The 14,603-nt window shown below is 52.2% G+C and carries 12 protein-coding genes; 5 read left to right on the top strand and 7 right to left on the bottom strand.

Features of this window, described 5'->3' with window-relative positions; genetic code table 11:
- Window positions 1-31: 31 nt before the first annotated feature.
- The 7 genes from cyoE to KE671_RS09255 all read right to left on the bottom strand — a co-directional run bounded on the left by cyoE (window position 32) and on the right by KE671_RS09255 (window position 7,385).
- Window positions 32-922 carry a heme o synthase gene (gene cyoE / locus KE671_RS09285; protein ID WP_195295774.1) on the bottom strand — a complete coding sequence of 297 codons (891 nt, stop codon included), beginning with the start codon at window positions 920-922 and terminating at the stop codon, window positions 32-34.
- Between the two features lie 11 nt (window positions 923-933).
- A complete protein-coding gene (locus tag KE671_RS09280) occupies window positions 934-1,263 on the bottom strand; it encodes a cytochrome o ubiquinol oxidase subunit IV (protein WP_206162671.1) in 330 nt (109 codons plus the stop codon).
- Window positions 1,263-1,877, bottom strand: coding sequence for a cytochrome o ubiquinol oxidase subunit III (locus KE671_RS09275; RefSeq protein WP_206162670.1), 615 nt, complete (start codon window positions 1,875-1,877; stop codon window positions 1,263-1,265). The genes KE671_RS09280 and KE671_RS09275 overlap by 1 nt, the downstream gene beginning before the upstream one ends.
- A complete protein-coding gene (gene cyoB, locus KE671_RS09270; RefSeq protein WP_206162669.1) occupies window positions 1,867-3,858 on the bottom strand; it encodes a cytochrome o ubiquinol oxidase subunit I in 1,992 nt (663 codons plus the stop codon). The genes KE671_RS09275 and cyoB overlap by 11 nt, the downstream gene beginning before the upstream one ends.
- Before the next feature lie 11 nt (window positions 3,859-3,869).
- A complete protein-coding gene (gene cyoA, locus KE671_RS09265) occupies window positions 3,870-4,826 on the bottom strand; it encodes a cytochrome o ubiquinol oxidase subunit II (RefSeq protein ID WP_061076640.1) in 957 nt (318 codons plus the stop codon).
- A 457-nt stretch (window positions 4,827-5,283) separates the two neighbouring features.
- On the bottom strand, window positions 5,284-6,759 hold the full coding sequence (gene ampG, locus KE671_RS09260; protein ID WP_206162792.1) for a muropeptide MFS transporter AmpG: 1,476 nt from the start codon (window positions 6,757-6,759) through the stop codon (window positions 5,284-5,286).
- Window positions 6,760-6,806: 47 nt separating this feature from the next.
- A complete protein-coding gene (locus KE671_RS09255; RefSeq protein WP_206162668.1) occupies window positions 6,807-7,385 on the bottom strand; it encodes a lipoprotein in 579 nt (192 codons plus the stop codon).
- A 307-nt stretch (window positions 7,386-7,692) separates the two neighbouring features.
- Between KE671_RS09255 and bolA the strand changes: the two genes are divergently transcribed.
- The 5 genes from bolA to lon all read left to right on the top strand — a co-directional run bounded on the left by bolA (window position 7,693) and on the right by lon (window position 14,459).
- Window positions 7,693-8,010 (top strand): transcriptional regulator BolA, encoded by a 318-nt coding sequence (bolA, locus tag KE671_RS09250; protein WP_206162667.1) that lies wholly within the window; start codon window positions 7,693-7,695, stop codon window positions 8,008-8,010.
- 341 nt (window positions 8,011-8,351) lie between these two features.
- Window positions 8,352-9,650, top strand: coding sequence for a trigger factor (gene tig, locus KE671_RS09245; protein WP_206162666.1), 1,299 nt, complete (start codon window positions 8,352-8,354; stop codon window positions 9,648-9,650).
- Between the two features lie 245 nt (window positions 9,651-9,895).
- Window positions 9,896-10,519, top strand: coding sequence for an ATP-dependent Clp endopeptidase proteolytic subunit ClpP (clpP, locus tag KE671_RS09240; RefSeq protein ID WP_002891804.1), 624 nt, complete (start codon window positions 9,896-9,898; stop codon window positions 10,517-10,519).
- Window positions 10,520-10,645: 126 nt separating this feature from the next.
- A complete protein-coding gene (clpX, locus tag KE671_RS09235; protein ID WP_042324505.1) occupies window positions 10,646-11,920 on the top strand; it encodes an ATP-dependent protease ATP-binding subunit ClpX in 1,275 nt (424 codons plus the stop codon).
- A gap of 184 nt (window positions 11,921-12,104) precedes the next feature.
- Window positions 12,105-14,459: an endopeptidase La gene (gene lon, locus KE671_RS09230; protein ID WP_042285905.1), complete on the top strand. Its 2,355-nt coding sequence runs from the start codon at window positions 12,105-12,107 to the stop codon at window positions 14,457-14,459.
- Window positions 14,460-14,603: the final 144 nt, after the last annotated feature.

Here is a 14,603-nt window from a genome sequence, read left to right as displayed (position 1 = left end):
GCTGGAGCGCCCTTTTTAAATGATGATGAACTTACCAGACGTAGGTCAGCAGATTATGTGAATCCGGCACCATAAAGTCGACGGACATCATCACGGAGAGCGCAGTAATGGCGATGATGGAGAAGCCGAACAGTTTGCGCGCCCAGACTCTGTCATCTTCTACTTTATAACCGCGCAGCGCCATGCCTAACCACCAGACGCTCACCGCTGCCGCAACCACCAGATATTTATATCCGGCATAGCCGCCCAGAGAGAGCATCAGCGTTGCGATAGCAAACGCGATGATGTACAGCGTGATGTGGTTTTTAGCGACTGAGATGCCTTTCACCACCGGCAGAACCGGGATGTTAGCCGCCTGATAATCCTTAAAGCGGAAAATCGCGATGGCATACGAGTGCGGCATCTGCCATAGGCTGAAAATCGCCAGCAGAATCAGCGCACCGCTGTCGAACTCACCGGTTACTGCGCAGTAGCCGATTACCGGCGGCGCGGCGCCGGAGAGCGAGCCGATCAGCGTCCCGTAGACCGAGTGGCGTTTCATATACAGGCTGTAAACGCCCACATAAACCACAAAGCCCATCACTCCCAGCCAGCAGGCCAGAGGGTTCGCGCCAAACCACAGCAGCATGAAGCCAGCAATACCCAGCAGGGTGGCGTATACCAGCGAGACGCCAGGAGAGATCAGTCCCTTAACCAGCACCCGGTTTTTGGTCCTTTCCATCTTCCTGTCGATATCCCTGTCGATGTAGTTGTTAAATACACAACCCGACGCCACAACCAGTGACACTCCGACCAACGTGTAGATGAACAGGGGGTAGTCGATGCTGCCCTTGGAGGCCAGCAGGAATCCCCCGATCACCGAGATCAGGTTGCCAAAGATGATGCCTGGTTTCGTTACTTGCAGGTATTGCTTAAACATCATAACCGCCGCTCTTAGTGCATCATCATATTGTAGTTGAGGTTCCACATGATCCAGATGGAACCGACAACCAGGATGGCGATGATCAACACGGTAAAGACAAAAGCCGTCATGTTCCAGCCTTCATCAGACTTGGTGTTCATGTGCAGGAAGCACACCAGATGCACCAGAATCTGCACCACTGCCATTGCCAGGATAGTCCCCAGAATTACGGCCGGAGAGGCAGCACCCGTCATTACCATCCAGAACGGAATGACCGTCAGGATTACCGACAGGATAAAACCTGCCATGTAGGTTTTTACGCTGCCATGGGACGCGCCGCTGCTCACGTTAGAATGACTCATTACATCGCCCCCATCAGATAAACAACAGTGAACACACAGATCCACACTACATCCAGGAAGTGCCAGAACAGGCTCAGGCACATGATGCGAGTACGGTTGGTGCTGGTCAGGCCGCGACGGGCGATTTGCACCATCAGGACGGCCATCCAGATAAGACCAGAGGTCACGTGCAGACCGTGGGTGCCGACCAGCGCGAAGAACGCTGACAGGAAGCCGCTGCGATCCGGGCCCATACCGTTAACAATCAGATGATGGAATTCATAGATTTCCATCCCGATGAAGCCGGCACCAAACAAGAAGGTCAACGCCAGCCAGGAAACCACCTGGCTCTTGTTGTTCTTGTGCATGGCGATCGCCGCCATGCCGTAAGTGATGGAGCTGAACAACAGCAGGAAAGTTTCAACCAGAACGAACGGCAGCTCGAAAATGTCCTTACCCGTTGGGCCACCTGCGGTGCCATTCACCAGAACGGCATAGGTTGCGAACAGGATAGAGAACAGAATGCAGTCGCTCATCAGGTAGATCCAAAATCCGAAGATTTTGGTCTGGCCTGCGTCGTGGTGCCCGTGTTCGTGCGCGTGGGCAGTCGCGTGCGCTAAAGTATCAGTTGCCATTTTTCAGCCCTGCCTTAGAAATCTCATCGAAATGCTGGTTTTCCAGTTTTTCGACTTCCGGGACTGGTACGTAGTAGTCCACGTCCTCGTCAAAGCTTTTCACAATCCAGCTAATGATCATGCCTGCGAAGCCTACAATCGCCAGCCACCAGATATGCCAGATCATGGCGAAACCGAAGACGGTAGAGAACGCCGCAATCACAATGCCCGCACCGCTATTTTTCGGCATATGAATTTCTTCATAATGCGCAGGTTGCTTGTACGCTTCACCTTTCTCTTTCATTTCCCAGAATGCATCACGCTCGTGAACGTGCGGCACAACGGCAAAGTTGTAGAACGGTGGCGGAGACGATGTTGCCCACTCCAGCGTACGCCCCCCCCACGGGTCACCGGTCAGGTCACGGTTCTGCTCGCGGTCGCGAATAGAGACGAAGATCTGAATCAGCTGGCACAGGATACCCAGTGCAATCAGCGCGGCGCCGCAGGCGGCAACAACCAGCATGGGGTGGAACTGCGGGTCAATCTGCTGGCTGAGGCGACGGGTCATCCCCATAAAGCCCAGCACGTACAGCGGCATAAAGGCCACGAAGAAGCCGATGATCCAGAACCAGAAGGCGCGTTTACCCCAGGTTTCGTTCAGCTTGAAGCCAAACGCTTTTGGCCACCAGTAGGTCATACCGGCGAAGCACCCGAAGACCACACCGCCGATGATGACGTTATGGAAGTGCGCAATCAGGAACAGACTGTTGTGCAAGACGAAGTCCGCGCCCGGAACCGCCAGCAGAACGCCGGTCATCCCGCCGACTGAGAAGGTCACGATAAAGCCAATCGTCCACAGCATAGCGGAGTGGAAAACGATGCGGCCCTGATACATGGTGAACAGCCAGTTGAAGATCTTCACCCCGGTCGGGATGGCGATAATCATGGTGGTAATACCGAAGAAGGCGTTTACGTTCGCGCCAGCACCCATGGTGAAGAAGTGGTGCAGCCAGACGATGAACGACAGTACGGTAATACACACGGTCGCCCAGACCAGCGAGGTGTAACCAAACAGACGTTTACGCGAGAAGGTCGCCGCGATTTCGGAGAACACCCCGAACACCGGCAGAACCAGAATGTACACTTCCGGATGGCCCCATGCCCAAATCAGGTTGATGTACATCATCATGTTGCCGCCCATATCGTTGGTAAAGAAATGGGTGCCCAGATAGCGATCCAGGGTCAGCAACGCGACGGTAACCGTCAGGATAGGGAACGACGCGATAATCAGGATGTTCGCGCACAGTGATGCCCAGGTAAAGACCGGCATTTTGAACATGGTCATGCCCGGTGCACGCATCTTCAGAATAGTCACGAAGAAGTTGATACCGGTTAACGTCGTACCAATACCGGATAGCTGGAGACTCCAGATCCAGTAATCGACCCCGACGCTGGGACTGTACTCTATTCCCGAGAGTGGCGGATAGGCCAGCCAACCGGTCTGCGCGAACTCACCGACGCCCAGAGACAGGTTAACCAGAATTACGCCGACAACGGTGAACCAGAAGCTCAGGTTGTTCAGGAACGGGAACGCAACGTCACGCGCACCGATCTGTAGGGGAACCACCAGGTTCATCAGACCGATAACGAAAGGCATTGCCACGAAGAAGATCATGATCACGCCGTGAGCCGTGAAGATCTGGTCGTAGTGGTGAGGCGGCAGGAAGCCCGCTTCACCCGCAGAGGCCAGCGCCTGCTGGCTACGCATCATGATGGCGTCGGCAAAACCACGCAGTAACATCACGATAGCGACGATGACATACATGATGCCAAGACGCTTGTGGTCAACGGACGTGAGCCACTCTTTCCACAGGTAGGTCCACTTACCGAAGTAAGTGATCAAGGCTAATAAAGCCAGACCCCCGACGATAATGGCAGCGATCGTAACCATGACGATAGGTTCATGGAACGGGACTGCATCCAGTGATAATTTTCCGAACATCGTATTCTTCCTCAGCCCCTTGAGTTGGCGGCTTCCGCGTGGCTCATGTCCATGCCTTCCATCCCTTCGTGCGAGCTGTGCTCACCTTCTGGTTGGGTCATGTCCATGCTCTGGCCGTGAGCCATAAATTTGTTAATAACGTCTTTAAACAAATCGGGTTTCACGTTGGAGAAATATTCCACCTGGTTGTATTCGCTTGGTGCAGCCACTTTCTCGAACGCAGCCATGTCGCTCATTGTGTTCGGTGACTGTTTCGCTTTAGCAACCCATTGGTCGAATGCGGCGCGGTCCTCTGTTGCGATAGCCTTGAACTTCATGCCTGAGAAGCCAGGGCCGCTATAGCTTGCGGAGATACCGTCATAGGTACCGGCTTCATTGGCGATCAGATGCAGTCGAGTTTGCATACCGGCCATGGCATAAATCTGGCTACCCAGACGCGGAATGAAGAAGGAGTTCATCACGGAGTTAGAGGTCACTTTGAAGTACACCGGAGTGTTCGCCGGGAAGGCGATTTCATTCACGGTTGCAATGCCCTGTTCCGGGTAGATGAAGAACCATTTCCAGTCCATGGAAACCACTTCGATGGTAATGGGCTTCTCGTCATGCGCCAGCGGCTTGCTTGGCTCAAGAGCGTGAGTGGTTTTCCAGGTCAGCACGGCAAGGAAAATGATGATTAAGATAGGCACCGTCCAGACCACGGCTTCCACTTTATTGGAGTGTGACCAGTTCGGGCTATACTTCGCATCTTTATTGCTTGCACGGTACTTCCAGGCAAAACCTACAGCCATCAAGATTGCAGGAATAACGACAATCAACATCAGGCCAAATGCCGTCAGTATCAGCGAACGTTGCTCCAGTCCAATCTGTCCTTTGGGATCTAACAGCGCAGAATTACAGCCACTGAGTAATGCAGTGCCTGCAATTAATGACAACCATCCCAAACTTTTATTGTATTTCCTGAGTCTCATTTAACGACCTCAATTCCACGGGACCTGGTGGCGTTTAAAGTGTGTGGGCATTTTACGGGAAGGTTACATTACTGTAAACATCATTGGATCTGTGTTACCGGGTTCTGCCGCCCGTGTCACATATGTTGCAAGATATGTCGTCTCAGCATTAAGAACCTGTTGCAACATCACGTTATAACGAAAGGAGACTCCAGGGAGGTGATGGGAGGGCAATTGGTATAACCAATGCAAAAATAAAACAATTAATTAACAAATGATTATCAATAAAAAGACAAATAAAATACAAAAAATAAATATGTTCAGGCTGAATCGAGTAAGGAAAATAAAACCTATAAAAGGCGTCAATAATTTCCAGATTCTATTGCGCACAAAACAACAAATATTATTTTTTTCAGTTGCTGCTTATTTAGCCGATATAATTACGCAGGGTGATTACAACGGCTAAATAAAGGGGCGCTTACACCAGTCGCGTTTTGCGCAGCGCCAGATAGTCGAGTAATCCACCAAACACGATGCCAAAAATGGCGACCGTTACCGCGACTTCCAGCAGTCCGGCGAGGAAGGAGAAGTGAGTAAAGTCCATTGCGTTCATTGACAGCAGCAGCAGCCAGACGGCAAGCAACGCGCATCCTGCCATCAAAATCCATAACGCCAGACTGTAGGCCGAACGGAATTCTGTTCGCGGCAGGAAACTTTCACTCTGTCGCGTGTACTCCAGCGTTTGCCGACACACTAACAGCAATATCAGACCCGGAACGGCGGCCACGACGGAGAAAAGATAAAACGTCGACCAGCCGTGCGCTTCGACAAACCAACCGGCAACCGGGCCGACATAGACGCGCCCGACGGCAGACAGTGCCGACAGCAGAGCGAACTGAGTGGCGGAAAACGACTTATTACACAGCGTCATCAGCAACGCGACAAAGGCCGACGTGCCCATTCCTCCACACAGGTTTTCGAAAAACACCGCAGCAGCCATGCTGAACATATGTTTGTCCGTCACCGAAAGGAGCCAGTAACCGGCGTTGGAGACGCCCTGCAGAATGCCGAAAATGAATAAGGCGCGAAACAGCGTCAGCCGCTGCATCAGGACCCCGCCGTACAGCGCGCCAATAATGGTGGCGATCAGTCCCAGCGTCTTATTGACGACGCCCACTTCACCAGCGTCAAAGCCCACGCCACGAATCAAAAAGGTGGTGGTCAGGCTCATGGCGAAGGCATCGCCCAGCTTATAAAGGATGATGAGCAGCAAAATCAGCCAGGCGTTGTTGCGACCGAAGAAATCACGCAGTGGGGCGGCTACCGCCTGTTCCAGCGTTTTCGGTACCGGGATGGTGTCGGTCGGTTCGGGGGCGAGCAGGGTAGAAATAATGCAGGGGATCAGCAACGCCGCCATCAGCCAGTACATGCCCTGCCAGCCGAGCCAGCGATCGGCCAGCCACAACGCCAGCCCGCCGGACACTAACATCCCGAGACGATAGCCGAGCACGCTGATTGCCGCACCGGTCCCGCGTTCTTCAGCGGCTAAGACATCCGTTTTCCAGGCATCAAACACGATATCCTGCGACGCCGAACAAAAAGCAATCACCACTGCCAGCGCCGCCATCCAGCGCAACTGGCTACCCGGCTCCAGAAAACCCATCGCCGCAATAGATAATAACAACAGACATTGGGTGGTCAGCAACCAGCCACGACGACGACCTAAAAAGGGCGGTGTGTAGCGGTCCATGACCGGGGACCAGAGAAACTTAAAGACGTAGGCCTGACCGACCAACGAAAAGAAACCGATGGTTTTCAGATCGATATTCTCGACCGTCATCCACGCCTGAAGCGTACCGGAGGTCAGCGCGAGCGGTAGGCCGGAGGCAAAACCCAACATCAGCAGAATAGCTGATTTAGGTTGCTGAAAAATGCGAAAGTAATGACTGGGCATGGGCATATAAAGCTGACCCGGCGCGGTGCCGGGTCAGGGGGCTGAATTTATCGAGCGTTCTGTTTGATGAAATCGTGGACGCTGGTGTCCTGAGACATATCAGCAATAGTATCGGTCAGCACGCTGTTAACCGCGTTGGCGATATTCTTGTTGGTCGCCTGGAACGCACCTTCAACCGTGTAGCTGGCACGGTAGTTTTTGGTCATCTTGTTGCCGTTGGCTGCCGTCGCGATGATCGCGATATCAGCTTTGGTGGCGATGTTATAGCGAACGTTGCCCTGAGACACATCAGCATACAGCTGACTGACGATGATTTGCAGGTTCACCGCACCGTTCGGACCGACCATATAGCCGCGCGAGGTCATCTGTTTTTCCAGTACTTCTTGTAACAGGAAACGCAGATCGCGGGAGGCGGTCAGTGTTACCAGTTGATTGTCGCGGGTCACTTTCGCCAGCGCCTGGTCCGGACGCTGATCGGCACCATTAATACTAACGGTCACGCCCATCAGGCTCGGATCCTGCTGTGGAAGCGTGATTTTAGGCGAAACGTCAATCGTGGTTGGCGGTGTCGCACAGCCTGCCAGCATGAAAAGCGCGATTAACGGGAAGAGGATTTTTTTTAACATGTTCGTGCTCTCAGTAACTCTTAATCATATGGATAGAGAATAATTCCCGCCATCATAACATCGCCAACGGCGAGGGGAAGTGGGTAACGCATGTAAATTCATTATGTTGTCCGAATAATGCGTTTATAGAGATCAAATCTGGTATTTATGCCATCACCCAGCGGGTTTAATCAGTAAACTTCATCGCCCTGGCGGCGAAAATCAGACGAAGGCTAAATTTTTGTTGTAATGGTGTAATGGAACCGGTAAAAGCGGCTAATATTTAAAGAGATGGGTGACATCTCAGCGCCGTTTGAGGAGATATATCATGATGATACGTGAGCAAATAGAAGAAAAATTAAGGGCAGCGTTCCAACCCGTGTTCCTCGAGGTCGTGGATGAAAGCTATCGTCATAATGTCCCGGCTGGTTCAGAAAGCCACTTTAAAGTCGTTCTGGTAAGCGATCGCTTTACCGGCGAGCGTTTTTTAAATCGTCATCGGATGATCTACGGTACGTTAACCGCAGAACTGTCCTCAACGGTCCATGCGCTGGCGCTGCATACCTATACCATTAAAGAGTGGGAAGGGTTGCAGGATACGATCTTTGCGTCACCGCCATGTCGTGGTGCGGGAAGCATCGCCTAAAAACGTATTTGCAACCGCTGGCGCTTTTCCAGTATGTTGCTAAAGATTATGTGAAAACGGCCTGCGGGCCGTTTTGTTTTGTCTTAATTTTGCGCAGGTCAAAGCCTTTTCAGGGCAACAATAGCCGGGAATTGTGAAAAATGCCGCAGCAACGCGCAATAACCGTTCTCGACTCATAAAAGTGATGCCGCTATAATGCCGCGTCTTATTTGAATGTCTTCGGGATGATTCTGACGACAGGGAATGTGATTGATTAAGAGAACATCCCGGTTCCGCGAAGCTAATAATCTGTGCTTGCGGAGTAGAGTTGACCGAGCACTGTGATTTTTTGAGGTAACAAGATGCAAGTTTCAGTTGAAACCACTCAAGGCCTTGGCCGCCGTGTAACGATTACTATCGCTGCTGACAGCATCGAGACCGCTGTTAAAAGCGAGCTGGTCAACGTAGCGAAGAAAGTGCGTATTGACGGCTTCCGTAAAGGCAAAGTACCGATGAATGTTGTTGCTCAGCGTTATGGCGCATCTGTTCGCCAGGACGTTCTGGGTGACCTGATGAGCCGCAACTTCGTTGATGCCATCATTAAAGAAAAAATCAATCCGGCTGGCGCACCGAACTACGTTCCGGGCGAATACAAACTGGGTGAAGACTTCACCTACGCGGTAGAATTCGAAGTCTATCCGGAAGTTGAACTGACCGGTCTGGACGCAATCGAAGTCGAAAAACCGGTTGTTGAAGTCACCGACGCAGATGTTGATGTGATGCTGGACACCCTGCGTAAGCAGCAGGCGACCTGGAAAGATAAAGACGGCGCTGCAGATGCAGAAGACCGCGTTACCCTCGACTTTACCGGTTCTGTAGACGGCGAAGAGTTCGAAGGCGGTAAAGCGTCCGATTTCGTACTGGCGATGGGCCAGGGTCGTATGATCCCGGGCTTTGAAGACGGTATCAAAGGTCACCAAGCAGGCGAAGAGTTCACTATCGACGTGACTTTCCCGGAAGACTACCACGCTGAAAACCTGAAGGGTAAAGCGGCGAAGTTCGCCATCAACCTGAAGAAAGTGGAAGAGCGTGAGCTGCCGGAACTGACTGAAGAATTTATCAAGCGTTTCGGCGTTGAGGATGGTTCTGTTGCCGGTCTGCGTACTGAAGTCCGTAAAAACATGGATCGCGAGCTGAAAGGCGCAGTGCGTAACCGTATTAAATCTCAGGCAATCGACGGTCTGGTGAAAGCAAACGACATCGACGTTCCTGCGGCACTGGTTGACAGCGAAATCGACGTTCTGCGTCGTCAGGCTGCTCAGCGTTTCGGTGGTAACGAGAAACAAGCGCTGGAACTGCCGCGTGAGCTGTTCGAAGAGCAGGCTAAGCGTCGCGTAGTCGTGGGGCTGCTGCTGGGCGAAGTGATTCGTACCAACGAACTGAAAGCGGATGAAGATCGCGTGAAGGGCCTGATCGAAGAGATGGCTTCTGCTTACGAAGATCCGAAAGAAGTGATCGAGTTCTACAGCAAAAATAAAGAGTTGATGGACAACATGCGTAACGTCGCTCTGGAAGAACAGGCTGTTGAAGCGGTTCTGGCGAAAGCTAAGGTGACTGAAAAAGCCACGACCTTCAATGAGCTGATGAACCAGCAGGCGTAATTCCGCTTAAGCGCGCGAATTTCGCACAAAGGCCCGTCCCCCTCAGGTGGCGGGTCTTTTTTTTGTCATGACTTTTGCATGGAAGCGTGCGAAAAAGCGTTTTTCGGTGTTAGCGTTAAAGCAAAAGATTGTTATGCTTGAATTAAGGCGATGCCGTACCCATAACAGAGGGACTAGCTGATAATCCGTCCATAAGGTTACAATCGGTACAGCAGGTTTTTTCATTTTTTATCCAGGAGACGGAAATGTCATACAGCGGCGAACGAGATAACTTTGCACCCCATATGGCGCTGGTGCCGATGGTCATTGAACAGACCTCACGTGGTGAGCGCTCTTTTGATATCTACTCTCGTCTACTTAAGGAACGTGTCATTTTTCTGACCGGCCAGGTCGAAGATCATATGGCTAACCTGATCGTGGCGCAGATGCTGTTCCTGGAAGCGGAAAACCCGGAAAAAGATATCTACCTGTACATTAACTCACCGGGCGGCGTAATCACCGCAGGTATGTCGATTTATGACACCATGCAGTTTATTAAGCCAGATGTCAGCACCATCTGTATGGGCCAGGCGGCCTCAATGGGCGCGTTCTTGCTGACCGCTGGGGCGAAAGGTAAACGTTTCTGCTTGCCGAACTCCCGCGTGATGATTCACCAGCCGTTAGGCGGCTACCAGGGTCAGGCGACAGATATTGAGATTCACGCCCGTGAAATCCTGAAAGTTAAAGGGCGCATGAACGAACTTATGGCACACCATACGGGTCAATCTCTTGAACAGATTGAGCGTGATACTGAGCGCGATCGCTTCCTCTCTGCCGCTGAGGCAGTTGAGTATGGCTTAGTCGACTCGATTTTGACCCATCGTAATTGATGCCCGGGGCGCAACTCTGCCGCTATACTTACCAGGGGCGGCACAACGCGACAAAGCGAGTTGCGCCTGAGAATGGCATTTGCGTCGTCGTGTGCGGCACAAAGAACAAAGAAGAGGTTTTAACTCATGACAGATAAACGCAAAGATGGCTCGGGCAAATTGTTGTACTGCTCTTTTTGCGGCAAAAGCCAGCATGAAGTGCGTAAGCTCATTGCCGGTCCATCCGTGTATATCTGCGATGAATGTGTCGATCTGTGTAACGACATCATTCGCGAAGAGATTAAGGAAGTTGCACCACATCGTGAGCGCAGTGCGCTGCCGACGCCACATGAAATCCGTAACCACCTTGACGATTACGTCATTGGTCAGGAACAGGCGAAGAAAGTGCTGGCGGTCGCGGTATACAACCACTACAAACGTCTGCGTAACGGCGATACCAGCAATGGCGTCGAGTTAGGTAAAAGTAACATTCTGCTGATCGGGCCGACCGGTTCCGGTAAAACGTTGTTGGCGGAAACACTGGCGCGCCTGCTGGACGTTCCGTTTACGATGGCGGATGCCACCACGTTGACCGAAGCAGGTTACGTGGGCGAAGACGTTGAGAACATCATTCAAAAACTGTTGCAGAAGTGCGACTACGATGTGCAGAAAGCGCAGCGTGGTATCGTCTATATCGATGAAATCGACAAGATTTCCCGTAAGTCTGACAACCCGTCCATCACCCGTGATGTTTCTGGCGAAGGCGTTCAGCAGGCGCTTCTGAAACTGATCGAAGGAACGGTTGCTGCCGTTCCACCGCAGGGGGGACGTAAGCATCCGCAGCAGGAATTCTTGCAGGTAGATACCTCTAAGATCCTGTTCATCTGTGGCGGTGCATTTGCCGGCCTGGATAAAGTGATCGCCAATCGTGTTGAAACCGGCTCCGGTATTGGTTTTGGCGCGACGGTGAAAGCAAAATCCGACAAAGCCAGCGAAGGCGAACTGCTTTCGCAGGTTGAACCGGAAGATTTGATCAAGTTTGGTCTGATTCCTGAGTTCATTGGTCGTCTGCCGGTTGTGGCGACGCTGAGCGAACTCAGTGAAGAGGCGCTGATCCAGATCCTGAAAGAGCCGAAAAACGCGCTGACCAAGCAGTATCAGGCGCTGTTTAATCTGGAAGGCGTTGACCTGGAATTCCGCGACGAAGCGCTGGATGCGATTGCCCGCAAAGCGATGGCGCGTAAAACCGGTGCCCGTGGTCTGCGTTCCATCGTTGAAGCCGCGCTGCTGGATACCATGTACGATCTGCCTTCGATGGAAGACGTCGAAAAAGTGGTGATTGATGAGTCGGTGATCGGCGGCCAGAGCAAGCCATTGCTGATTTACGGCAAGCCGGAAGCTCAGCAGGCATCTGGTGAATAATTAGCCAGCGCTTACAATCAGTTAATCAAAAAGGGGGGATTTTATCTCCCCTTTTATTTTTCCGTAATCATGGCGTTGAATGTGTGGGAAACATCCCCATATACTGACATACATGTTAAAGGTGGCGTGAAGCACAGCTATGTCATCTGATTACCTGGCGGACACTAAACTAAGAGAGAGCTCTATGAATCCTGAGCGTTCTGAACGCATTGAAATCCCCGTATTGCCGTTGCGCGATGTGGTGGTTTATCCGCACATGGTCATACCCTTGTTTGTAGGGCGGGAAAAATCTATCCGTTGTCTGGAAGCGGCTATGGACCATGATAAAAAAATTATGCTGGTCGCCCAGAAAGAAGCATCAACGGATGAGCCGGGTGTAAACGATCTTTTCACCGTCGGAACCGTGGCCTCTATTTTGCAGATGCTGAAACTGCCTGACGGCACCGTTAAAGTGCTGGTCGAAGGATTGCAGCGTGCGCGTATTTCTGCGCTGTCTGATAACGGCGAACACTTCTCTGCGAAAGCGGAGTACCTTGATTCGCCTGCTATTGACGAGCGCGAACAGGAAGTGCTGGTACGCACGGCGATCAGCCAGTTCGAAGGCTACATCAAGCTGAACAAGAAAATCCCACCAGAAGTGCTGACGTCGCTCAATAGCATCGACGATCCGGCGCGCCTGGCTGACACCATCGCGGCCCATATGCCGCTGAAGCTGGCGGATAAGCAGTCCGTGCTGGAGATGTCAGACGTGAATGAGCGTCTGGAGTATCTGATGGCGATGATGGAGTCTGAAATCGATCTGCTGCAGGTTGAGAAGCGCATTCGCAACCGCGTGAAAAAGCAGATGGAGAAATCTCAGCGTGAGTATTATCTGAATGAGCAGATGAAGGCGATTCAGAAAGAACTCGGCGAAATGGACGACGCGCCGGATGAAAACGAAGCGCTGAAACGTAAGATCGACGCGGCAAAAATGCCGAAAGAGGCGAAAGAGAAAGCGGAAGCTGAACTGCAGAAGCTGAAAATGATGTCTCCGATGTCGGCGGAAGCGACCGTGGTTCGGGGCTACATCGACTGGATGGTACAGGTGCCGTGGAATGCGCGTAGCAAGGTCAAAAAAGACCTGCGTCAGGCGCAGGAAATCCTTGATACCGACCATTATGGTCTGGAGCGTGTGAAAGACCGTATCCTTGAGTATCTCGCGGTACAAAGCCGTGTGAACAAAATCAAGGGACCGATCCTGTGCCTGGTGGGACCACCGGGGGTGGGTAAAACCTCTCTCGGCCAGTCCATCGCCAAAGCGACCGGGCGCAAATACATCCGCATGGCGCTGGGCGGCGTGCGTGATGAAGCGGAAATTCGCGGTCACCGTCGGACGTACATCGGCTCTATGCCGGGTAAACTGATCCAGAAAATGGCGAAAGTGGGCGTTAAAAACCCGCTGTTCCTGCTCGATGAGATCGACAAAATGTCTTCTGATATGCGTGGCGATCCTGCATCCGCACTGCTTGAGGTGCTGGATCCTGAGCAGAACGTGGCGTTCAGCGATCACTACCTGGAAGTGGACTACGATCTCAGCGACGTCATGTTTGTCGCGACCTCCAACTCCATGAACATTCCAGCACCACTGCTGGATCGTATGGAAGTGATCCGTCTGTCCGGGTATACCGAAGATGAAAAGCTGAACATTGCGAAACAGCACCTGCTGCCGAAGCAGATTGAGCGTAACGCACTGAAGAAAGGTGAGCTGACGGTCGACGACAGCGCCATTATCGGCATCATTCGTTACTACACTCGTGAAGCTGGCGTGCGCAGTCTGGAACGTGAAATCTCCAAACTGTGCCGTAAAGCGGTTAAGCAGTTGCTGCTGGATAAATCGCTGAAACATATTGTGATCAATGGCGATAACCTGCATGACTACCTGGGCGTACAGCGTTTTGACTATGGTCGCGCGGACAATGAAAACCGCGTGGGTCAGGTGACCGGTCTGGCGTGGACGGAAGTGGGCGGCGATCTGCTGACCATCGAAACCGCGTGTGTACCGGGCAAAGGCAAGCTGACCTACACCGGTTCGCTGGGTGAAGTGATGCAGGAATCCATTCAGGCTGCGCTGACCGTGGTGCGCGCGCGTGCGGAAAAACTGGGTATTAATCCGGACTTTTACGAAAAACGCGACATTCACGTTCACGTACCGGAAGGGGCGACGCCGAAAGACGGCCCGAGCGCCGGTATTGCAATGTGTACCGCGCTGGTTTCCTGCCTGACCGGTAACCCGGTGCGTGCCGATGTGGCGATGACCGGTGAGATCACCCTGCGTGGTCAGGTATTGCCGATCGGTGGGCTAAAAGAAAAACTTCTGGCTGCGCACCGCGGTGGTATTAAAACGGTCTTAATTCCAGATGAAAACAAACGTGACCTGGAAGAGATTCCGGACAATGTTATCGCTGATTTGGACATTCATCCGGTAAAACGCATTGAAGAGGTTCTGACCCTCGCATTGCAAAATGAACCCTCTGGAATGCAGGTTGTGACGGCAAAATAGTGACCTTGCGCAAAGAGCACTAATAAAAACAGGGCTGGCAGGCCATTTCGTACTTGCCAGCCTTTTTTTGTATAGCTAATTTAGATGACGGATTGGGCTTGCCATCATTATCGGGTGTTGTAAGGGCATGGCAGGCCTGATATA

The organism is Citrobacter amalonaticus, assembly GCF_018252635.1.
GTDB lineage: Bacteria > Pseudomonadota > Gammaproteobacteria > Enterobacterales > Enterobacteriaceae > Citrobacter_A > Citrobacter_A amalonaticus_E.
The sequence above is the reverse complement of the archived record's forward strand: the minus strand, read 5'-3'. Positions and strand labels throughout refer to the sequence as shown.

Bases quoted from the DNA above. Each gene is read 5' to 3' on its own strand.
- ampG (WP_206162792.1), bottom strand. From the start codon at position 6,759: ATGCCCAGTCATTACTTTCGCATTTTTCAGCAACCTAAATCAGCTATT.
- KE671_RS09255 (WP_206162668.1), bottom strand. From the start codon at position 7,385: ATGTTAAAAAAAATCCTCTTCCCGTTAATCGCGCTTTTCATGCTGGCA.
- KE671_RS09280 (WP_206162671.1), bottom strand. From the start codon at position 1,263: ATGAGTCATTCTAACGTGAGCAGCGGCGCGTCCCATGGCAGCGTAAAA.
- clpX (WP_042324505.1), top strand. From the start codon at position 10,646: ATGACAGATAAACGCAAAGATGGCTCGGGCAAATTGTTGTACTGCTCT.
- cyoE (WP_195295774.1), bottom strand. From the start codon at position 922: ATGATGTTTAAGCAATACCTGCAAGTAACGAAACCAGGCATCATCTTT.
- lon (WP_042285905.1), top strand. From the start codon at position 12,105: ATGAATCCTGAGCGTTCTGAACGCATTGAAATCCCCGTATTGCCGTTG.
- cyoB (WP_206162669.1), bottom strand. From the start codon at position 3,858: ATGTTCGGAAAATTATCACTGGATGCAGTCCCGTTCCATGAACCTATC.
- tig (WP_206162666.1), top strand. From the start codon at position 8,352: ATGCAAGTTTCAGTTGAAACCACTCAAGGCCTTGGCCGCCGTGTAACG.
- bolA (WP_206162667.1), top strand. From the start codon at position 7,693: ATGATGATACGTGAGCAAATAGAAGAAAAATTAAGGGCAGCGTTCCAA.
- cyoA (WP_061076640.1), bottom strand. From the start codon at position 4,826: ATGAGACTCAGGAAATACAATAAAAGTTTGGGATGGTTGTCATTAATT.
- clpP (WP_002891804.1), top strand. From the start codon at position 9,896: ATGTCATACAGCGGCGAACGAGATAACTTTGCACCCCATATGGCGCTG.
- KE671_RS09275 (WP_206162670.1), bottom strand. From the start codon at position 1,877: ATGGCAACTGATACTTTAGCGCACGCGACTGCCCACGCGCACGAACAC.